We start from the raw sequence: 19,610 nt of genomic DNA, 5'->3' as shown, positions 1-19,610 counted from the left end.
GGTTTCAACCACGGGGATGACAGCGGGCATGCAAGTCCTTCAAACGTTCCTGGGCGACGTGAGTATAAATCTGTGTGCTGGACAAGTCGCTATGCCCTAGCAACAGCTGAACCACGCGCAGGTCGGCGCCATGGTTGAGCAGGTGGGTGGCGAAGGCATGCCGCAGCGTGTGCGGCGAAAGCGGCTTGCGTATGCCGGCCTGGATGGCGTAGCGCTTGATGAGATGCCAGAACGCCTGCCGGGTCATGGCCGCCCCCCGCGCCGTGACGAACAGGTCGTCGCTCTGCCGCACCCCCAGCAACGCCGCCCGGGCCGTGGCGACATAGCGCCCCACCCAGTCCTCGGCTGGCTCGCCCAGGGGCACCAGCCGGTCCTTGCTGCCCTTGCCGAGCACACGCACGACGCCCTGGCGCAGGTTCACCTGGCCGAGTTGCAAGGAAACCAGTTCGCTGACCCGCAGGCCAGTGGCATAGAGCAGTTCCAGCATGGCACGATCCCGGCAACCGAGGGTATCGGCAACGTCCGGCGCCGCCAGCAGCGCATCCACGTCGGCTTCGGTCAGGGTGGCGGGCAGCGGCCTGCCGGTGCGCGGGGGCTCTATCCCCAGCGTCGGATCCTGGCCGAGGTCGCCCTCGCGGACCAGATAGCGGAAGAATCTTCGCAGGCTGGAAACCAGTCGCGCCATGCTCCGGCTACTGGCGTTGTCGCGATATTTGCCGGCCAGATAGGCCTCGATATCCGCTGTCTCGACGCCTTCGGGCGAGTGTCCCCGTTTCTGTTCGGCCCAGCCGAGAAACTGCACGAGGTCGCTGACGTATGCCTTGCGGGTGTTCTCGCTGAGCCCGTCCTCCAGCCACAGCGACTCCTCGAAGCGTCGCACCAGCGGATACTCAGCCGGCATCCGGGACATCCGCCCGATAGCCTTCGTGACGCAGCAGCCAGCGCTTGATATCCAGCATCGGGCCAGTCCGTGCGCCGCAATAGCCACCGAGATCGTGACGCGCGACCACGCGATGGCAAGGCACGATGATCGGAAAGGGATTGGCCCGGCAGGCCGAGGCTACTGCCCGCGGACCGCTTTGCTCCTGGGCGGCCAGAGCGGCATAGCTGCGAACCTCGCCTACCGGGATAGCGCGCAAGGCCCGCCACAGCCGCTGTTGATAGGCCGTGCCCAATTCCGCGAGAGGCAGATCGAACACGCAGGCCGGCTGCGTGAAGTAGCGCTCGAACTGCCGTATCACCTCGGCCAGCAGGGCATGCTGCGGCCGGCGCTCGGCCTCCGGTCTGGCCACGTCGGCCGGATGCAGGTCGATGCCGGTCAGCCGCTCGTCACGCGCCTCGAATGCCATCCAGCCAAACGGGGTTTCCATCCAGGCCTGGCTGACGGGCCCGGCGGGCAGCGTTTCAGCCATCCGGACAGCAGACGCACAGAAGGGCGGTCAAGCCGCCCTTCCGCAGAAACGATCGAACCGCGCGCGCCACGCGCCGTGATAACTAGATCTTTTCCTTGATGCGCGCCGCCTTGCCGGTGCGATCGCGGAGGTAGTAGAGCTTGGCCCGGCGCACGTCGCCCCGGCGCTTGACCAGGATCTCCTGCACCTGCGGGCTGTAGGTCTGGAATACGCGCTCGACGCCTTCGCCATGGGAGATCTTCCGCACGGTAAAGGCCGAATGATAGCCGCGGTTGCGCTTGGCGATGACGACGCCCTCGTAGGCCTGCAAGCGCTCGCGGTTACCTTCCTTGACCTTCACCTGGACAACGACGGTATCGCCAGGGCCAAAGGCGGGAATGACCTTGCCGGCCATCCATTCGGTTTCAAGTTGCTGAATGATGTTTGACATAGCAGTTCTCTTTATCTCAGTTCCTGTCGGTCAAGCCGTTCCGTTCCAATTCCTCAAGCAATGCCCGCTGTTCACGATCCAGGCTGGCCTTCCCCAGCAGATCCGGGCGACGGAGCCGCGTCCTTTGCAGCGATTCGCGCAAGCGCCATCGGCGTATCGCTTCATGGTTGCCGGACTGCAGCACCGCCGGCACGCCCCGCCCGTCAACGACCTCGGGCCGCGTGTAGTGGGGGCAATCCAGCAGTCCGGCCATGTGCGAATCCTGCCGTGCCGATTCGGCATCTCCAAGCACCCCCGGTAGCAGCCGTACGACCGCGTCGAAAACCACCAGCGCCGCCAGCTCCCCGCCGCTCAACACGTAATCGCCGATTGACCACTCTTCGTCGATCTCGCTCTCGATCAGGCGCTCGTCGATACCCTCGTATCGCCCTGCCACCAGAACCAGGCGGGGACAACGCGACATCTCGATCACGGCGGCCTGATCAAGGAGCCGACCTTGCGGGCTCATGTAGAGCACACGGGCCGGATTCTCGCTGTCCCGCCTTGCTGCCCGGATGGCGTCGCGCAGGGGCTCGACCTTCATGACCATCCCCGGACCACCGCCATAAGGGCGGTCGTCAACCGTGCGGTAGCGATCCTTCGCAAACGAGCGGGGATCCCACAATCGCAAGTCAACCAGTCCCCGGGCGACAGCCCGCCCCGTCACGCCCTCGCCGGTCATGCGCCGGACCAGATCGGGAAACAGGGTGACGATATCAAACCGCATCGCAGCCCCGCGCCATCAGAAATCCGGATCCCAATCCACGACCAGCCGGCCCGAGTCGAGGCAAACCTTCTTCACATACTGGCCCTGGACGAAGGGAATCAGGCGATCACGATCGCCTCGCACGTCCAGCACATCGTTGGCCCCTGTCTCCAGCAGGCCATGCACCTGTCCCAGCGACTGGCCCGATTCGGTCAACACCTCGAGTCCGACCAGATCCGCCCAGTAATAACGGCCATCGCTCAAGCGCGGGAAGCGGTGCCGGGGAACGCTGATGGAAACGCCCCTGAGCGCGACCGCCTCATCCCGAGTCTCGACACCCTGCAGCTGGACAACAACGAAACCACCGTGGACGCGCCCCGCCATGACCCCGACCGTCTTGGCCTCACCGCGAAGGTCCAACAGCCAGGGCGAGTAGCCGAGGATGTTCCCAGGAGGGTCGGTAAAACTTCTGATCTTGACCCAACCCTGCACACCAAAGGCACCGACCACATCGCCGACCTTGACCGGCCTGGACACAGCGCCAACCCAGCCGGTGGGCGATCAGGCGGCAACTGCCTCGCTTGCCTTGCGGAATTCCTTCAAGAGACTGTGAACACGATCGGTCGCCTGTGCGCCATGACCCAGCCAGTACTGGATGCGCTCCTCGTTCAGCGACAGACGCTCGGCCTTGCCGGTTGCCACCGGATTAAAGAAGCCCAGACGTTCGATGTAGCGGCCGTCACGCTTGTTGCGGCTGTCGGCAACCACCACATGATAAAACGGACGCTTCTTGGCGCCACCGCGAGACAATCGAATCGTAACCATCAGTTTCCCTCAAACAAGTACGGCACGGCCGAAAAATCCGCGCATTATAGCCAAAAAAAACGAAACACAGAAGCCCTCGCGATCCGTGACCACATCCGGGAGCCTGCGGGGAACGAAACCACCCACTCACACGCGACAAGGCAACAGCTTGGCGCATGGCGGCGGCCACCCAGGGGAATGGCGGAGAGAGAGGGATTCGAACCCTCGATAGAGCTTTTAACCCTATACTCCCTTAGCAGGGGAGCGCCTTCAGCCTCTCGGCCATCTCTCCGAATAGGGGAATTGCTTACTGTCGACCGAGCCTGCCAACCGGAAAGACCGATCAGTCGTGCTGATCGCCACCTGCCTCGTCGGCATGGTGCTCTCGCTTGATGCGCTCGTATATCTCCTCGCGATGCACCGAAACATCCTTGGGCGCATTGACACCGATACGCACCTGATTGCCCTTGACACCCAGGACCGTCACGGTGACATCGTCACCTATCATGAGCGTCTCACCGACCCTGCGCGTCAATATCAGCATAAAACCGTCCCTTTGAGTTTCGAGCGCCTGCCTGTCGATGCCACGCCCGGCTACGGGAATTCTGCGATCGACGTGTCACGCACCGAACGAGAGCGCCATTGTAGCACTTTTCGGCTGGCCGAAAATGATTATTTTCTCAGCCCGACACAGCCGCCTTGTCCAGTTCGAAGGCTTCATGCAGCGAGCGCACCGCCAGCTCCAGGTATTTTTCGTTCAGCACCACGGAAATCTTGATCTCCGATGTCGAGATCATCTGGATATTAATGCCCTCGGCGGCCAGGGTATCGAACATCTTGGCTGCGATACCGGCATGCGAGCGCATGCCGACACCGACGATCGAAACCTTGACGATGGAATCATCACCCAGCACCTCGCGGGCGCCCAGCTCGGCGCTGATCGTCCCGAGGATCGACAGGGCGCGGGCATAGTCGCCGCGGTTGACGGTGAAGGTGAAGTTCGTGGTGCCATCCTCGGACACATTCTGCACGATCATGTCCACCTCGATATTGGCCGCGGCGACCGGCCCCAGGATGCGCGAGGCGATCCCCGGCCGATCCGGCACCCCGAGCATCGTCAGCTTGGCCTCGTCGCGATTGAAGGCTATCCCGGAAATCAGGGGCTTTTCCATGCTGTCATCCTCATAGCTGATCAAGGTGCCGGCGCCTTCCTGGAAACTGGAAAGCACGCGCAGGGGCACATTGTATTTGCCGGCAAACTCCACCGAGCGGATCTGCAACACCTTGGAGCCGAGACTGGCCATTTCCAGCATCTCCTCGAAGGTGATCCTCTCGAGCCGGCGGGCCTTGGGCTCGACACGCGGATCGGTGGTGTACACGCCGTCGACATCGGTATAGATCAGGCATTCGTCCGCCCGCAACGCCGCCGCCAGCGCCACCGCCGTGGTATCGGAACCGCCCCGCCCCAGCGTGGTGATATCGCCCGACTCGCTCACCCCCTGAAAACCCGCCACCACGACCACCCTGCCAGTCGCGAGGTCGGCCCGTATGCGCTGTGTGTCGATGTCGAGAATCCGGGCCTTGGTGTGCACCTTGTCGGTCACGATCGCAACCTGCCCGCCCGTGTAGGACGTGGCCTGACACCCCCGCTGCTGCAGCGCCATCGCCAGCAGCGCGATGGTGACCTGCTCGCCAGTGGCCAGCAGGACATCCATCTCGCGCGGATCGGGAGCGGGCTGTATCTCCCTGGCCAGGGTAACCAGACGGTTGGTCTCGCCGCTCATCGCCGAAACGACGACGACGATATCCTCGCCACGCTGCCGCGCCTGGATGACATTGTCGGCCACATGCTGTATGCGCTCGGCACTGCCGACCGAGGTGCCGCCATATTTGTGTACGTATAAGGCCATGGTATCCGATGGTTTCCGCGTCTGCTCCGTCAGGCCAGGGCCTGCCTGACCCAGTCCTGGACACTCGCAAGGGCGGCATCGAGGCATGCCGGGTCGGTGCCACCCGCCTGGGCGAGGTCCGGGCGCCCGCCGCCCTTGCCGCCAACCTGGGTCGCGACCGCATTGACGAGCTCACCAGCCTTGATGCGCCCGGTCTGGTCCTTGGAAACACCGGCAATCAGGCTGACCTTGCCGTCGGTCACACTGCCGAGAACCACCGCCGAGCTGCCCAGCTTGTTGCGCAGCTGGTCCACCAGCTCGCGCAGCGCCTTGGCATCCATGTCGTCCACGCGCGCCGCCAATACCTTGAGGCCATCCAGCTGTACCGCCTGCGTCGCCAGATCATCGCCCGAGGCGCTGGCCAGCCGGCCTTTCAGTCGTTCCAGCTCCCTCTCCAGGCCACGATTCCGCTCCAGTATCTGTCCGAGCTTTTCCTCCAGCTGCTCGCGCCCCGCCTTGACCCGCTCGCCCAGCGCGACGATCAGCCGCTCGCCCGACCTGACCCATTCCCAGGCTCCGGTGCCGGTCACGGCCTCGATGCGACGCACCCCGGACGCCACGCCCGATTCGCCGACGATCTTGAAGAAACCGATATCCCCGGCCCGCTGCGCGTGGGTGCCACCGCACAGCTCGGTGGAAAAATCGCCGATGCGCAACACGCGCACCTGATCGCCATATTTCTCGCCGAACAGGGCCATGGCCCCGACCTTGAGCGCCTCGTCCTTGGCCATGACATCGGCCCGGACCGGGCTGTTCAGGCGAATCTGCTCGTTCACCAGGCGTTCGATGGTCTCGAGCTGTGCCGGCGTAACCGGCTCGAAGTGAGAAAAGTCGAAGCGCAGCCGCTGCGCGGAAACCTGCGAGCCCTTCTGTGCGACATGCTCGCCCAAGAGGCGCCGCAAGGCCGCGTGCAGAAGATGCGTAGCGGAATGATTGAGCGTCGTCGCCAGACGATTGTCGGCATCCACCTCGGCGCTGACCTCGTCGCCGACACCGAATGCGCCCACCGTGACACGCCCGGCATGCACGATGACATCCGCCCCCGGCTTCTGGGTGTCGGCCACCTCGAAGCTGGCGGCAGCCGAGCGGATCATGCCCCGGTCGCCGGCCTGGCCGCCCGACTCGCCATAGAAAGGCGTTTTCGCCAGGATGACGGTGCCGCTCTCGCCTGCCGACAGGCGCGCCACCACCTGCCCCTCGCGATACAGGCCGACGATCCGGGTATTCTCGCGCAGATGCTCATAGCCGGTGAATTCGCAGGGCTTGTCGACATGCACCTCGTGCGAATAGTCCACGGCGAAATGGCTGGAGGCACGCGCCCGTTCGCGCTGCGCCGCCATGGCCTGCTCGAAACCGGCGAGGTCCGCCACCAGCCCGTGCTCGCGGGCGATGTCGGCGGTCAGGTCCATGGGAAAGCCATAGGTGTCGTAGAGCTGGAACACGATGTCACCCGGAATCATGCCCCCCCGCACCTGCCTGAGCTGGCTGTCGAGGATGCGCATGCCCTGCTCCAGGGTCTCGGCGAAGCGTTCCTCCTCCTTGCGCAACACCTGCTCGACTGTCGTTCGCGCCGCTGCCAGTTCCGGATAGGCCGACCCCATCAGCTCGCACAGCGGCGCCACCAGGCGGTGGAAGAAATTTTCCCGTATGCCCAGCTTGTAGCCATGGCGGATGGCGCGGCGAATGATGCGCCGCAGCACGTAGCCGCGCCCCTCGTTGGACGGCAGCACACCGTCGGCGATCAGGAACGAACAGGAACGGATGTGATCGGCCAGCACCCTCAGGGAACTGTGATCCGTGCCATCGAGCCCGGCCAGGCGCGCGGCAGCCGCCACCAGCGGCCTGAAGAGATCGGTGTCGTAATTGCTGTGCACGCCCTGGACGACGGCGGCGATGCGCTCCAGCCCCATGCCCGTGTCCACCGAAGGCTTGGGCAGCGGCGTCAGGATTCCGTCCGCCGAGCGGTCATACTGCATGAAGACGAGATTCCAGATCTCGATGTAGCGGTCGCCCTCTTCGTCGGGAGAACCAGGCGGCCCACCCGGAATGTGCTCGCCATGATCGTAGAAGATCTCGGTGCAGGGACCGCAGGGACCGGTATCGCCCATGCTCCAGAAATTGTCCCTGGTGCCGATGCGCGAGAAGCGCGCGGGATCGACCCCCACCTCCTGCAACCAGATACGCTCGGCCTCGGTATCCTGGTCGTAGATCGTGACCCACAGGCGCTGCGGCGGAATCCCGAGCACGTCGGTGAGGAACTCCCAGGCATACTGGATGGCCTCGCGCTTGAAATAGTCGCCGAAGCTGAAATTCCCCAGCATCTCGAAGAAGGTGTGGTGACGCGCCGTGTAGCCGACATTCTCGAGATCGTTGTGCTTGCCGCCGGCGCGCACGCAGCGCTGGGAGGAAGCTGCCCGCACATAGGGCCGTTCCTCGCGCCCCAGGAAGACATCCTTGAACTGCACCATGCCCGCGTTGGTGAACAGCAAGGTCGGGTCATTGGCCGGTATCAGGGGGCTCGAGGCCACGGGCTTGTGCCCGCGCGCCTCGAAGAAGCGTATAAATAGGTTCCGCAGTTCCGCGCTGGTCATGGTTCAGCCGTTAGTCCTTGTTGATGCTGGCGTCAATCGTCTGTGCCGCCTTCGCGCAGCCGCCGAAAGAGGCGTCCTATATCGTCTCGGGAAAATCCCCGCCGCAGCAGATAGCGCTCGCGCGCGGCCCGCTCCTGTGGCGATTGTGGCACGCCATCGCCATAGCGGCGGCCATGGACGCGCTCCAGCAGCCCTTCGCCCGCCTCCGCCCAGGCCGCCGGCTCGACGAAGGCCCGCGCGTCGATGCCGCGTTGCCGCAGCTCCTGCTCGATCCGCAGGCGACCATAGCCACGGGCCAGACGCGCGCGGACGAAGGCTTCGGCAAAGCGGCGATCGCTCTGCAGTCCGCGTTGCTGAAAATCGGCCAATACCTCGTGGATTCGGGCCGCGGGATAACCCTTGTGAACCAGTTTCTGCATCAGCTCGCGCGCGCTGTGCTCGCGACTGGCCAGATACCCGAGACAGGCGTTTCCGATCGCCTGCCTGAGTTCGTCCGCCTCGGTCAGAAATCGCCCTCCGGCTCGGCGGCCACCGCCGCAGGGCCCGCCGGCCGGACCGCCGTGGTACCGAAGGCCTTCTCGCGAATCCTGCCCTCCAGTTCGCTGGCAAGATCGGGGCGCTCCTTCAGGTAGGCGCGGACATTGTCCTTGCCCTGCCCGATCCGATCGCCGCCATAGCTGTACCAGGAGCCCGACTTCTGCACCAGCTCGTAGCCGACCCCCAGATCGACCAGTTCACCCTCGCGGGAAACACCCTCGCCGTAGATGATCTCGAATTCGGCGTTGCGGAAGGGTGGCGCGACCTTGTTCTTGACCACCTTCACGCGGGTTTCGTTGCCCACCACCTCGTCACCGCTCTTGATGGCGGCCAGCCGGCGGATATCCAGCCGCACCGAGGCATAGAACTTGAGCGCATTGCCGCCCGTGGTCGTTTCCGGGCTGCCGAACATGACGCCGATCTTCATGCGGATCTGGTTGATGAAGATCACCAGGGTATTCGAACGCTTGATGTTGGCGGTGAGCTTACGCAGCGCCTGCGACATCAGGCGCGCCTGTAGGCCCACGTGGGAGTCGCCCATCTCGCCCTCGATTTCCGCCTTGGGCGTCAGCGCGGCCACCGAATCGATGACGACGACATCGATGCCGCCGGAGCGAACCAGCATGTCGGCAATCTCCAGCGCCTGCTCACCGGTATCGGGCTGGGAAACCAGCAGGTCACCCAGGTTGACGCCGATCTTCTCGGCGTAGCCCGGATCCAGCGCATGCTCGGCATCGATGAAGGCCGCCACACCGCCGAGTTTCTGCGCCTGGGCGATGACCTCCAGGGTCAGGGTGGTCTTGCCCGAGGACTCGGGGCCGTAAATTTCGACGATGCGCCCGCGCGGCAGTCCGCCGCAACCCAGGGCGATGTCCAGCGTCAGCGAACCGGTGGGAATCACCTCGAGGTCGCGGTTGGCCGGGATATCGCCCATGCGCATGACCGAACCCTTGCCGAACTGCTTTTCGATCTGGGACAGGGCCGCGTTGAGCGCTCTTTGCTTGTTCTCGTCCATCGAGATGACTCTGGGCTGGGTGATGAGGAGGCGAAAAAAGAATTATGTCACAGGGTCTTGGCCACCGGGTATCCCTGCGCCTGCGCCGCCGGCAAGACGCCAGCTGTCGAGGCAGCGGTAACGCGCGCCATCCGGCTGCGGGGCCGACTGCACCAGGCGGAAGCCGCGAATAGCCAGCGCGATCGGCTCGACCGGGGGCTCGTCGACGGTTGCCGGCCGGACGTCGCGCGCCAGCGTCAGGTGCGGACGATAGGAGCGCCCCTCCGGTGCGCGACCGGCCTCGCTCAACCCCGCCTCGAGCCGCCCGACCAGCAGCGCCAGCTCTGCCGGCACGTGCGTGGGCGTCAGGCACAGGGCCCGGCCGCGCCCCCAGCATTCGAGCCGATCCAGCACCAGCGCAAAAGCCGGCACGGTGATGGCCCCCGCCAGTTTGCGCAAGCCCGGCAACCCGGCCGCCGCGACCGGGCCCAGGAAAACCAGCGTCACATGGCAATCCTCCGCCCGCAGCCAGCGACCGGCGATCTGGCGCCGCAGGGCCGCGCGGCGCAGCGCGAGGCGAGCCACCGCCGCCGGATCGGGCCACAGGGCGAAGAACAGCCGCAGGGGCTCAGCCGCCCGGCCCGACATGTTCCAGCACGCCATGCAAGGCCATCGCCACGGCCTGTCGGCGCACGGCCCGGCGATCGCCGCCGAATCGCGCGCAGCGGGCGAGCGGCTCGCCGCCGGCCCGCTGCCAGGCCAGCCACACCGTTCCCACGGGCTTCTCCGGTGTGCCGCCGCCCGGCCCGGCGATACCGCTCACCGCCACCGCCAGCTGTGCCCGGCTGTGATGCAGGGCGCCGGCCACCATGGCCCGCACCACCGCCTCGCTGACCGCGCCCTGCGATTCGATCAGCTGCGGCGCGACGCCCAGCATCGCCGTCTTCGCCGCATTGCTGTAGGTCACGAAACCGCGGTCGAACCAGGCCGAGCTGCCGGCGATGTCGGTCACGCACTGGGCGATCCAGCCGCCGGTGCAGGATTCGGCCGTCGCCAGCATCAGCCCAGCCCGCACCAGCACCGCCCCCACCCGGTCGGCGAGGTCATACAAGTCTTTCGCATCGTCCACCCGTTCCTCCCTTCCCGCTCCCGCCGGATGCAACCGGCAACGGCCAGCCATCCGGCCACCCCGGCCCGGCAGCCCGCATCGAAGCCGGTAAGCCGGACCTATAGAATACCCACCCAGCCGCCGCAGCATTGCCAAGCCCCAGCCAGCCCTGTCCACATGCGCACGCCCGAGAAGCCCCAGCCGTCGCCCCAGCATACCCCGCTGATGCAGCAGTACCTGCGCATCAAGAGCGAACACCCGGACCGTCTGGTCTTCTTCCGCATGGGCGATTTCTACGAACTGTTCTACGATGACGCCCGCAAGGCCGCCCGGCTGCTGGACATCACACTGACCACGCGCGGGGAATCGGCCGGTCAGCGCATCCCGATGGCCGGTGTGCCCTACCACGCGGCCGAGGGCTATCTGGCCCGGCTGGTGAAGCTGGGCGAATCGATCGCCATCTGCGAGCAGATCGGCGACCCGGCGACCGCGAAAGGCCCGGTCGAGCGCCGCGTGACGCGCATCGTGACACCCGGCACCGTGACCGAGGAAGCGCTGCTGGAGGACCGTCGCGACAACCTGCTGGTCGCCGTCGCACCGCTGGGGAAAGTCTTCGGCCTGGCGGCGCTGGATCTTGCCGGCGGCCGCCTCACGGTACAACAGCCGGAAACCGCCGAGGCACTGTTCGGCGAGCTGGAACGGCTCGATCCGGCCGAGCTGCTGGTCAGCGAGGACTGGCCGCTGCCGGCGGCGCTGTCGCAGCGCCGCGGCCTCGCCCGCCGGCCAGCCTGGCACTTCGAGCCGGAAAGCGCCCGCCAGCTGCTGCTGCGGCAGTTCAGCGTGCATGATCTGGCGGCGTTCGGCTGCGCGGATCTGCCGGCGGCCATCGCCGCGGCGGGCGCGCTGTTGCAGTATGTCCGCGACACCCAGCAAGCCGCGCTGCCGCATGTCCAGGGCATCCGCCTGGAGCGCCACACGGAGGTAATCACCCTCGACGCCGCCAGTCGCCGCAACCTGGAGCTGGACACCCACCCCTCCGGGCGAACCGACCTCACCCTGTTCGGCGTGCTGGACCGCACGGTGACCGCCATGGGCGGGCGGCTGCTGCGGCGCTGGCTGCACCGCCCGCTGCGCGATCAGGCGACGCTGCGCGAACGTCACGACGCCGTCGCGCTGCTGCTGGACACTCTCCAGTATCCGCGCCTCAGGGACAGCCTGCGGGCGATCGGCGACATCGAGCGCATCGTCTCCCGCATCGCCCTGAAATCGGCGCGCCCGCGCGATCTCGCCACCCTGCGGCTGACGCTGGCCAGCCTGCCGGCCCTGCATGACATGCTGGGAAGCCTGGAAGCGCCCCGACTGCAGACGCTGGCCATGGCCATGCCGCCGCAACCGGAGCTGGCCGATCTGCTGGGCCGCGCCCTGATCGACAACCCGCCCATGCTGATCCGCGATGGTGGCGTGATCGCGCCGGGCTACGATGCCGAATTGGACGAGTTGCGCCACCTCAGCCACAACCACGAGCAGTTCCTGCTGGAACTGGAGCAACGCGAGCGCGAGCGTACCGGCATCGCCACGCTCAAGGTCGGCTACAACCGCGTGCAGGGCTTCTACCTGGAGTTGTCCCGCGCCCAGGCCGACCGGGTGCCGGTGGACTACGTCCGGCGCCAGACCCTGAAAGGGGTGGAACGCTACATCACGCCGGAACTGAAGCAATTCGAGGACAAGGTGCTGGGCGCCCGCGAACGCTCGCTGGCCTGCGAAAAGGCGCTGTACGAGGCCCTGCTGGACCGGCTCGGCGGGCATATCACCGAGCTTCAGGCAACGGCGCAGGCACTGGCCGAGCTGGATGTGCTGGCCAATTTCGCCGAGCGGGCCGAGAGCCTGCGCCTGTCGCGGCCGCAGCTGAGCGACGAGACCGGCCTCCGGATCACCGGCGGCCGCCATCCGGTGGTGGAGGCGGTGCTCGACACCCCGTTCGTGCCCAACGACCTGGAGCTGTCGCCCGAGCGGCGCATGCTGATCATCACCGGCCCCAACATGGGCGGCAAGTCCACCTACATGCGGCAGGCGGCGGTCATCGTGCTGCTGGCGCATATCGGCAGCTTCGTACCCGCCGAGCATGCCGCGATCGGGCCCGTCGACCGCATCTTCACCCGCATCGGCGCCGCGGACGACCTGGCCAGCGGCCGCTCGACCTTCATGGTGGAAATGACCGAGACGGCGCACATCCTCCACCATGCCACACCCAGCAGCCTGGTACTGATGGACGAGATCGGCCGCGGCACCAGCACCTTCGACGGCCTGTCACTGGCCATCGCCACCGCCGAGCAGCTGGCGCGGCAGATCCGCGCCCTGACGCTGTTCGCCACCCACTATTTCGAGCTGATCACGCTGGCGGACGACTACCCGGAAGTGCGCAACGTGCATCTGGACGCCATCGAGCACCAGGACGGCGTGGTGTTCCTGCACGCCGTCAAGGAAGGACCGGCCAACCAGAGTTACGGCCTGCAGGTCGCCGCCCTGGCCGGGGTGCCCCCGGTCGTCGTGCAGCGGGCGCGGGAGAAGCTGGCGCAGCTGGAGCGCCAGTCGCAGGCCGAGCACCCGCCCCGCACCCGGCAACTGGATCTCTTCGAACAGCCAGCGGCAAACCCGGTGCTGGCCCTGCTGAAGACCAGCGATCCGGATACGATGGCGCCGCGCGAGGCGCTGGACCTTCTCTATCGGCTCAAGGCCCTGCAGAACGGCCAGCCGGACATGAGCTGAGCGATATCACGCAATCATCTGCGCCATATGGCGCAATCCGCCCCGCCCATCTTCGCCGGTGCGTCGGCACAGGCTGGCCGGCCGCCGGGGTCGCCGCCCCCGACGCCGAGCCGGGCGAGCAATGCTCGCTGGCTGGCTGATTCAGGCATCTTTCATGCTTGGGGTCCCGCGGCAGCCGTACCGGCTGCCTCCACCTCATCACGCAGCCAAGGAAACCACCCTGCATGAAACGACGCCTGCCTCCCCGCCGACCGTCCTGGCTCCTTTTGTTCTGGCTGCCGCTGTGCGCATTGCTGCTGCCGGGCCTGGCCCGGGCCCTGACCCACGCGGAGCTCATGATGCTCCAACCCCAGCCGAACGTGAAACAGCACGGGGTCGGCATCTATGTCTACAACGGCATGAACGCCATGGATTTTCTCGGTCCCATGCAGGTCTTCGGCGCGGCCGGACTGAAACCTTTCCTGATCGCCAAGGACACGCGCCAGCCGGTCGTCGCCAGCAACGGGCTCAGCATCAACGTCAGCCGTTCGATCGCCGAGGTGTCGCAGCTGGATATCCTGGTGGTGCCGGGCGGAACCCTGGAAACGGCCGCGCAGACCCGCGACGAAGACCTGCTGGACTGGATCCGGCGGATCGACCGGACCACCGTCTACACGACCAGCGTCTGTACCGGTGCCTGGATTCTGGGAGCCGCCGGACTGTTGAAAGGCAAGCAGGCCACCAGCAACTGGTATCGCGCTGCGGAAATCCTGACCAAATTCCGGGCCATCCCGCGCCCGGGCCAGCGCTATGTCTTCGACGGCAAGCTGGTCACCGGCGCCGGCGTGACCGCGGGCATCGACATGGCGCTCGCCATCGTCAAGCAGCTCTATGCCCATGACGGCCATGGCGGCAGAGACTACACGCAGGCCGTGATGCTGGAGCTGCAATACGACCCGCACCCGCCGGTGCGCGGCGGCAGTCCGGCCAAGACCAACCGCTTCGTCCGCAGTGCCATGCAGGAGATGTACGACATGTTCCTCTACAACCCCGATGTTCCCGGCTATGACTGGGCCCTGAGGCTCGCGCCGCTGCCCTGACGGAATCCGGGGGCGCAGCGCGCCGGCGCGGCCGTCGCCGCGGATGCTTTCTCTCCCGGCCTCCCGGGAGACTCACAGCAGGCCGTGCTCGGCGAACGAGTAGGCGTGCTCGCCGTCGCCGACGATGAAGTGATCCAGCACCCGGATATCGACCAGTCCCAGTGCCTGCCGGAGCCGCTGGGTGATGAGCCGGTCGGCCTCGCTGGGTTCGGCGACGCCGGAGGGATGGTTGTGGGCAAAGATCACCGCGGCCGCGTTGCAGGCCAGTGCCGTCTTAACCACCTCGCGCGGATAGACGCTGGCGCTGTCGATGGTACCGCGGAACAGTTCGCGGAAGTCGATGACCCGGTGCTGGTTGTCGAGCAGCAGGCAGGCGAACACCTCGTGCGGATAGGCACGCATCTGGGCGGCAAGATACTGGCGGGTCAGGTCCGGGCTGGTGAGGGCGTTGCCGCGCTGCAAACTCTCCCTGAGATGGCGGCGGGCCATTTCCAGCACCGCCTGCAACTGGGCGTACTTGGCCATGCCAAGTCCCGGGCTCTGGCGGAAACGGGCGAAATCGCTTTCCAGCAGGGCGCGCAGCGAGCCGAAGTCCTTCAGCAGGTCGCGCGCCAGATCGACCGCAGTCTTGCCCGGAATCCCGGTGCGGAGAAAGATCGCCAGCAGTTCGGCATCGGACAGGCTGCCGGCTCCCCGCGCCAGCAGCTTTTCGCGGGGGCGTTCCGCATCGGGCCAGTCGGTGATGGGCATAGGCTTGCTCCGCCGTTCGGTATCCGTCAATCGGCCTGAAGCATAGAAGGCTCGCGGCAAACTTGCCATAATGCCGCCCCCGTCATCATCCCTTCCGGACCCTTAGCGTGAGCCCCCTGAGCGGCCAGAACATCCTGCTTGGCGTCACCGGCGGCATCGCCGCCTACAAGGCGGCCGAACTGCTGCGCCTGCTGCGCGGCGCCGGCGCCGAGGTGCGCGTAGTCATGACCCCGGCCGCGGCCGAGTTCGTCGGCCCCCTGACCTTCCAGGCGCTCTCCGGCCATCCGGTATCGAGCGAACTGCTGGACCCGGCGGCGGAATCGGCCATGGGTCACATCGCCCTGGCACGCTGGGCCGACCGCATCGTGGTGGCCCCCGCCTCGGCCGACGTCATGGCCCGGCTGCGGGCCGGCCTGGCGGACGACCTGCTGACCACGCTCTGTCTCGCCGCCACGGCGCCGGTGATCCTGGCGCCGGCCATGAACCAGGCCATGTGGCAACACCCCGCCACCCGGGAAAACGCCGCCGTCCTGCGCCAGCGCGGCATCTGCCTGCTCGGCCCGGCCACCGGCGAGCAGGCCTGCGGCGAAACCGGCCCCGGCCGCATGCTGGAACCCGCCGCGATCCTCGCGGCTCTGATCACAGCGGAGCCTTCCGGCCGGCTCGCCGGCGTGCGCATCCTCATCAGCGCCGGACCGACGCGCGAGGCCATCGATCCGGTGCGCTACCTGACCAACCGCAGCTCGGGCAGGATGGGTTACGCGCTCGCCGCCGCCGCGACGGCACAGGGCGCGCGGGTCAGCCTGGTCAGCGGGCCCACCGCCCTGCCCCGCCCCGACGTCGAGCGCCACGTCGCCGTGGAATCCGCCGCCGAGATGGCTGAAGCCGTGCTGGGACTGGCACCCGCCAGCGACATCTACATCGGGACCGCCGCCGTCGCCGACTACGCCCCGGCACCATCCGCGGACAAGATCAAGAAGGACGCGGACACGCTGACCCTGACGCTCACCCGCACCCGGGACATCCTGGCGGCGGTGGCCGGCCTGCCGGAGCGTCCGTTCACGGTGGGCTTCGCCGCCGAGACCCGCGATCTCGAAACCTACGCCCGAGCAAAACTGGCGGCCAAGCGGCTGGACATGGTGGCCGCCAATGCCGTCGGCGCGGGGCTGGGCTTCGAGGTGGACGACAACGCCCTGCACGTCTGCTGGCCGGATGGCGAAACCCGCCTGCCGACCGCGCCCAAGACCGTACTGGCCCATCAACTCCTGGACCTTATCGCCGACCGTTACCATGCACACCATCCAGCTCAAGATCCTCGATGACCGCCTCGGCCGCAAGATTCCCCTGCCGGACTACGCCACACAGGGCTCGGCGGGGCTGGATCTGCGCGCCTGCCTCAGCGAACCGCTGACCCTGCAGCCGGGCGAGACACGGCTGATCCCGACCGGCCTCGCCATCCACATCGACGACCCCAATCTGGCCGCCGTGCTGCTGCCGCGCTCCGGCCTCGGCCACAAGCATGGCATCGTGCTCGGCAACCTGGTCGGCCTGATCGACTCCGACTATCAGGGGCAGGTGTTCGTGTCGTGCTGGAATCGCGGCCCGGTGGCCTTCGACATCGGCATCGGCGACCGCATCGCGCAGATGGTATTCGTGCCGGTGTTGCAGGTCCAGTTCGAGCGGGTCGAGGCGTTCACCGCCAGCCATCGCGCCGAGGGCGGCTTCGGCCATACCGGCCACCGCTAGGCGTCCCTTCCACCCACGTCAGGAGCATCCGTGCAGAAACAAGCCGCTCTGGAAACCGAATCCGCCGCCCGCATCGCGCATGTCCTCATCGAGGCGCTGCCCTACATCCGGCGCTTCAAGGGCAAGACACTGGTCATCAAGTACGGCGGCAACGCCATGACCGACGACCGCCTCAAGCACAGCTTCGCCCGCGACATCGTGCTGCTCAAGCTGGTCGGCATCAATCCCGTGGTGGTGCACGGCGGCGGGCCGCAGATCGGCAACCTGCTGCAGCGGCTCGGCAAGACCAGCCAGTTCGTGCAGGGCATGCGGGTCACCGACGCCGAGACCATGGACGTGGTCGAGATGGTGCTGGGCGGCCTGGTCAACAAGGAGATCGTCAACCTCATCAACCAGCATGGGGGTTCGGCCGTGGGCCTGACCGGCAAGGATGGCGATCTGGTCCGGGCCGAGAAGATTTCCGTGACGCAGCGGTCGGCGGAGACCGACGAACCGGAAATCATCGACCTCGGCCATGTCGGCCGGGTGCGCAGCATCGATCCCGGCATCGTCGACACCCTGATCCAGAGCGACTTCATCCCCGTCATCGCGCCCATCGGCGTCGGCGACGACGGCTTCTCCTACAACATCAACGCCGACCTGGTGGCCGGCAAGATGGCCGAGGTATTGCGGGCCGAGAAGCTCATGCTGCTGACCAACACCGCCGGCATCCTGGACCGGCAGGGCGAACTGCTGACCGGGCTGTCGCTGCCGGAGGTCGACGACCTGATCGCCGACGGCACCATCAGCGGCGGCATGATCCCCAAGGTCAACTGCGCCACCGATGCCCTCAAGGGCGGCGTCAAGAGCGTGCACATCATCGACGGCCGCATCGAACACGCGGTACTGCTGGAACTGCTGACCGACCGCGGCATCGGCACCCTGCTGATGCCGTCCCGCATCGGCGCGCTGTCGGCCTGGGTCTGAGCCCCCGCCGCCGCCACCCGCAGATCAGGGCGTCGTCACACCCGGTCGCGCGGTGCCGGTGGCGGCGCCCGCCGCCGGCAGGGCCATGGATGCCCGGAAGCGTTCGTGCAGCTCCCGCGCACGCTCGCTCTTGCAGAGCTGTTCGCCGATCGTCGTCGGCCGGCAGATGACATCCATGAACACCATCTGGTGGGGGTTCCCGGGGATGCGGGTGATGGTGATGCCGAAATCGGTTTCGTTGCGCGGATAGGGGGTCTGCAGGATCTTGTCGGTATCGACCGATACCCGATAGCCATACTCGCGGCCCAGCAGTTCCCGCGCGAGTTCCCAGTAGCGGTCGCACTGGCGCGTGTCGGCGCACTCGACGGCACTGATGAGGATGTCGCTGTTGCTGTCGCCGCTGGCCTTGACCACGGCATGGGTCCAGTCGGCATTGGGATTTTCGTTGCGCGCCTGCATGGCCCTGATGGCCTGGAAGCGCCGCAGGTCGCGATTGTAGCGGTCGACGGTGGCCAGCTTCTCGTTCTCCAGGCGCTGCATCTGCGCGCGGTAGGCATCCAGGCGCCGGCCCAGAGCGTGCAGGGACTGGCGCAGGGGTTCCGGAACCGGCTGCCCCCGGGCCCCCAGGTCGCGGACGCGCTGATCCTGGACCCGCAGGTGGGCCTGGTCGCGCTGGAGACTGGCCTCGGTCAGCTTGATGCTGCCATCGAGGCCATCCAGCTTGATCTTCAGCGCCGCGAGAATCTCGTCGCTGCTGCGATAGGTCCGCATCAGCGCCCTGTCCTGCTCGCGCTGCTCGCTGAGAACCTTTTCCTGCTGCGCCCGCAGCTGCTGCAGCAGCTGTTCGCGCTGGAGCTGCTCGCGCGTCTTCGGCGCCTCCAGCACCTCCACCTCGAAGCCCAGCGAATTGATCCGGGCGCGGCGATTTCTGGCCTGCTCGGGCGGCACGCGATCGGAATAGTTCACGCCACCCCTGTCGTCCGTCCAGCGATAGGTGTCGGCCGGGGCCGCGGCCGGCAGGAGGGACAGAACCGCGGCGGCCAGGCATCCCGGCCGCGACGGTCCCGGCACGCTCATGACAGGCCGGCTCCGGCCCGATAGCGGCGTATCGCGGCCAGTTCGGTCTCCCTGCCACTGACATCGAGATAGGCGACGATGTCGGCCAGCCGGATGATGCTGTAGACGGGCGTGCGATAGAGCGCCGCCACTTCCTCGACCGCGGACTGCGCGCCCTGGCCGCGCTCCTCGCGGTCGAGCGCGATCAGCACCCCGGAGGGCGTCGCCCCCGCCGCGCGGATGATGTCCACCGATTCCCGCACCGAGGTACCGGCGGTGATGACATCGTCCAGGATCAGCACCTGTCCCTGCAGCGGCGAACCGACAAGGGTGCCCCCCTCGCCATGATCCTTGGCCTCCTTGCGGTTGAAGGCGAAGGGAATCTCCCGGCCGGTGCGACGCGCCAGCGCCATCGCCGTGGCGCAGGCCAGGGGAATGCCCTTGTAGGCCGGGCCGTACAGGACATCCGCCTGGATGCCGGCGTGCAGCAGGGCTTCGGCGTAGAACTGGCCCAGACGGTCCAGGCGGGCGCCGGTGTTGAACAGACCGGTATTGAAGAAATAGGGGCTGCGCCGCCCGGACTTCAGCGTGAAATCGCCGAAACGCAGGACCTGGCAATCGATGGCATAACGGATGAAGGCTTCTTGGTAGGGCTGCACGTGAACTCCGGCAAACGG

The 19,610-nt window shown here is 66.8% G+C and carries 21 protein-coding genes and 1 tRNA gene; 5 read left to right on the top strand and 17 right to left on the bottom strand.

Features of this window, described 5'->3' with window-relative positions:
- Positions 1–4 precede the first annotated feature (4 nt).
- The 14 genes from xerD to pncC form a co-directional block, all read right to left on the bottom strand.
- Positions 5–901: a site-specific tyrosine recombinase XerD gene (gene xerD, locus ACYQ1H_RS03380; RefSeq protein WP_460026649.1), complete on the bottom strand. Its 897-nt coding sequence runs from the start codon at positions 899–901 to the stop codon at positions 5–7.
- A complete protein-coding gene (locus ACYQ1H_RS03375) occupies positions 891–1,412 on the bottom strand; it encodes a methylated-DNA--[protein]-cysteine S-methyltransferase (RefSeq protein WP_460026648.1) in 522 nt (173 codons plus the stop codon). Before ACYQ1H_RS03375 ends, xerD begins: the two co-directional genes overlap by 11 nt.
- Before the next feature lie 82 nt (positions 1,413–1,494).
- Positions 1,495–1,842, bottom strand: a complete 348-nt coding sequence (gene rplS / locus ACYQ1H_RS03370) for a 50S ribosomal protein L19 (RefSeq protein ID WP_460026647.1) — start codon at positions 1,840–1,842, stop codon at positions 1,495–1,497.
- A gap of 16 nt (positions 1,843–1,858) precedes the next feature.
- On the bottom strand, positions 1,859–2,608 hold the full coding sequence (gene trmD, locus ACYQ1H_RS03365; protein ID WP_460026646.1) for a tRNA (guanosine(37)-N1)-methyltransferase TrmD: 750 nt from the start codon (positions 2,606–2,608) through the stop codon (positions 1,859–1,861).
- 15 nt (positions 2,609–2,623) lie between these two features.
- A complete protein-coding gene (rimM, locus tag ACYQ1H_RS03360; protein ID WP_460026645.1) occupies positions 2,624–3,124 on the bottom strand; it encodes a ribosome maturation factor RimM in 501 nt (166 codons plus the stop codon).
- A 24-nt stretch (positions 3,125–3,148) separates the two neighbouring features.
- Positions 3,149–3,412, bottom strand: a complete 264-nt coding sequence (gene rpsP, locus ACYQ1H_RS03355; protein ID WP_460026644.1) for a 30S ribosomal protein S16 — start codon at positions 3,410–3,412, stop codon at positions 3,149–3,151.
- Between the two features lie 178 nt (positions 3,413–3,590).
- Positions 3,591–3,683, bottom strand: a tRNA-Ser gene (locus ACYQ1H_RS03350).
- Positions 3,684–3,734: 51 nt separating this feature from the next.
- Entirely contained in the window at positions 3,735–3,935 is a 201-nt protein-coding gene (gene csrA, locus ACYQ1H_RS03345) for a carbon storage regulator CsrA (RefSeq protein WP_460026643.1), read from the bottom strand.
- A 136-nt stretch (positions 3,936–4,071) separates the two neighbouring features.
- The gene (locus ACYQ1H_RS03340) at positions 4,072–5,301 is read right to left on the bottom strand and encodes an aspartate kinase (protein WP_460026642.1); all 1,230 of its coding nucleotides are present in this window, start codon (positions 5,299–5,301) and stop codon (positions 4,072–4,074) included.
- 29 nt (positions 5,302–5,330) lie between these two features.
- The gene (gene alaS / locus ACYQ1H_RS03335) at positions 5,331–7,931 is read right to left on the bottom strand and encodes an alanine--tRNA ligase (protein WP_460026641.1); all 2,601 of its coding nucleotides are present in this window, start codon (positions 7,929–7,931) and stop codon (positions 5,331–5,333) included.
- Between the two features lie 32 nt (positions 7,932–7,963).
- Positions 7,964–8,407 (bottom strand): regulatory protein RecX, encoded by a 444-nt coding sequence (locus ACYQ1H_RS03330; protein ID WP_460026686.1) that lies wholly within the window; start codon positions 8,405–8,407, stop codon positions 7,964–7,966.
- A 26-nt stretch (positions 8,408–8,433) separates the two neighbouring features.
- The gene (recA, locus tag ACYQ1H_RS03325; RefSeq protein ID WP_460026640.1) at positions 8,434–9,483 is read right to left on the bottom strand and encodes a recombinase RecA; all 1,050 of its coding nucleotides are present in this window, start codon (positions 9,481–9,483) and stop codon (positions 8,434–8,436) included.
- Between the two features lie 42 nt (positions 9,484–9,525).
- Positions 9,526–10,110, bottom strand: coding sequence for an RNA 2',3'-cyclic phosphodiesterase (thpR, locus tag ACYQ1H_RS03320; protein WP_460026639.1), 585 nt, complete (start codon positions 10,108–10,110; stop codon positions 9,526–9,528).
- Positions 10,091–10,591, bottom strand: coding sequence for a nicotinamide-nucleotide amidase (pncC, locus tag ACYQ1H_RS03315; RefSeq protein ID WP_460026638.1), 501 nt, complete (start codon positions 10,589–10,591; stop codon positions 10,091–10,093). Before pncC ends, thpR begins: the two co-directional genes overlap by 20 nt.
- 156 nt (positions 10,592–10,747) lie before the next feature.
- On the opposite strand from pncC, the gene mutS reads away from it, so the two are divergent.
- Both mutS and ACYQ1H_RS03305 read left to right on the top strand, forming a co-directional pair.
- On the top strand, positions 10,748–13,336 hold the full coding sequence (gene mutS, locus ACYQ1H_RS03310; RefSeq protein WP_460026637.1) for a DNA mismatch repair protein MutS: 2,589 nt from the start codon (positions 10,748–10,750) through the stop codon (positions 13,334–13,336).
- 224 nt (positions 13,337–13,560) lie between these two features.
- Positions 13,561–14,415: a DJ-1/PfpI family protein gene (locus ACYQ1H_RS03305; protein WP_460026636.1), complete on the top strand. Its 855-nt coding sequence runs from the start codon at positions 13,561–13,563 to the stop codon at positions 14,413–14,415.
- A gap of 72 nt (positions 14,416–14,487) precedes the next feature.
- On the opposite strand, the gene radC is transcribed toward ACYQ1H_RS03305, so the two are convergent.
- Positions 14,488–15,165, bottom strand: a complete 678-nt coding sequence (gene radC, locus ACYQ1H_RS03300) for a RadC family protein (protein ID WP_460026635.1) — start codon at positions 15,163–15,165, stop codon at positions 14,488–14,490.
- Between the two features lie 107 nt (positions 15,166–15,272).
- Between radC and coaBC the strand changes: the two genes are divergently transcribed.
- Genes coaBC through argB form a run of 3 tightly spaced genes read left to right on the top strand, consistent with a single transcriptional unit; the run spans position 15,273 to position 17,877 of the window.
- Entirely contained in the window at positions 15,273–16,487 is a 1,215-nt protein-coding gene (coaBC, locus tag ACYQ1H_RS03295) for a bifunctional phosphopantothenoylcysteine decarboxylase/phosphopantothenate--cysteine ligase CoaBC (protein ID WP_460026634.1), read from the top strand.
- The gene (gene dut / locus ACYQ1H_RS03290; protein WP_460026633.1) at positions 16,456–16,911 is read left to right on the top strand and encodes a dUTP diphosphatase; all 456 of its coding nucleotides are present in this window, start codon (positions 16,456–16,458) and stop codon (positions 16,909–16,911) included. The genes coaBC and dut overlap by 32 nt, the downstream gene beginning before the upstream one ends.
- A 30-nt stretch (positions 16,912–16,941) precedes the next feature.
- Complete coding sequence (gene argB / locus ACYQ1H_RS03285; protein WP_460026632.1) at positions 16,942–17,877, top strand: acetylglutamate kinase; 936 nt, start codon at positions 16,942–16,944, stop codon at positions 17,875–17,877.
- Between the two features lie 24 nt (positions 17,878–17,901).
- On the opposite strand, the gene ACYQ1H_RS03280 is transcribed toward argB, so the two are convergent.
- Both ACYQ1H_RS03280 and pyrE read right to left on the bottom strand, forming a co-directional pair.
- Positions 17,902–18,954, bottom strand: coding sequence for a DUF4124 domain-containing protein (locus tag ACYQ1H_RS03280; RefSeq protein ID WP_460026631.1), 1,053 nt, complete (start codon positions 18,952–18,954; stop codon positions 17,902–17,904).
- Positions 18,951–19,592: an orotate phosphoribosyltransferase gene (gene pyrE, locus ACYQ1H_RS03275; RefSeq protein ID WP_460026630.1), complete on the bottom strand. Its 642-nt coding sequence runs from the start codon at positions 19,590–19,592 to the stop codon at positions 18,951–18,953. The genes ACYQ1H_RS03280 and pyrE overlap by 4 nt, the downstream gene beginning before the upstream one ends.
- Between the last annotated feature and the right edge of the window lie 18 nt (positions 19,593–19,610).

Source organism: Methyloparacoccus murrellii (assembly GCF_054657115.1).
This window is presented reverse-complemented; position numbering and strand designations above follow the sequence as displayed.

Bases quoted from the DNA above. Each gene is read 5' to 3' on its own strand.
- csrA (WP_460026643.1), bottom strand. From the start codon at position 3,935: ATGCTGATATTGACGCGCAGGGTCGGTGAGACGCTCATGATAGGTGAC.
- rplS (WP_460026647.1), bottom strand. From the start codon at position 1,842: ATGTCAAACATCATTCAGCAACTTGAAACCGAATGGATGGCCGGCAAG.
- ACYQ1H_RS03305 (WP_460026636.1), top strand. From the start codon at position 13,561: ATGAAACGACGCCTGCCTCCCCGCCGACCGTCCTGGCTCCTTTTGTTC.
- ACYQ1H_RS03280 (WP_460026631.1), bottom strand. From the start codon at position 18,954: ATGAGCGTGCCGGGACCGTCGCGGCCGGGATGCCTGGCCGCCGCGGTT.
- trmD (WP_460026646.1), bottom strand. From the start codon at position 2,608: ATGCGGTTTGATATCGTCACCCTGTTTCCCGATCTGGTCCGGCGCATG.
- rpsP (WP_460026644.1), bottom strand. From the start codon at position 3,412: ATGGTTACGATTCGATTGTCTCGCGGTGGCGCCAAGAAGCGTCCGTTT.
- radC (WP_460026635.1), bottom strand. From the start codon at position 15,165: ATGCCCATCACCGACTGGCCCGATGCGGAACGCCCCCGCGAAAAGCTG.
- dut (WP_460026633.1), top strand. From the start codon at position 16,456: ATGCACACCATCCAGCTCAAGATCCTCGATGACCGCCTCGGCCGCAAG.
- mutS (WP_460026637.1), top strand. From the start codon at position 10,748: ATGCGCACGCCCGAGAAGCCCCAGCCGTCGCCCCAGCATACCCCGCTG.
- thpR (WP_460026639.1), bottom strand. From the start codon at position 10,110: ATGTCGGGCCGGGCGGCTGAGCCCCTGCGGCTGTTCTTCGCCCTGTGG.
- ACYQ1H_RS03340 (WP_460026642.1), bottom strand. From the start codon at position 5,301: ATGGCCTTATACGTACACAAATATGGCGGCACCTCGGTCGGCAGTGCC.
- ACYQ1H_RS03375 (WP_460026648.1), bottom strand. From the start codon at position 1,412: ATGGCTGAAACGCTGCCCGCCGGGCCCGTCAGCCAGGCCTGGATGGAA.
- alaS (WP_460026641.1), bottom strand. From the start codon at position 7,931: ATGACCAGCGCGGAACTGCGGAACCTATTTATACGCTTCTTCGAGGCG.
- recA (WP_460026640.1), bottom strand. From the start codon at position 9,483: ATGGACGAGAACAAGCAAAGAGCGCTCAACGCGGCCCTGTCCCAGATC.
- xerD (WP_460026649.1), bottom strand. From the start codon at position 901: ATGCCGGCTGAGTATCCGCTGGTGCGACGCTTCGAGGAGTCGCTGTGG.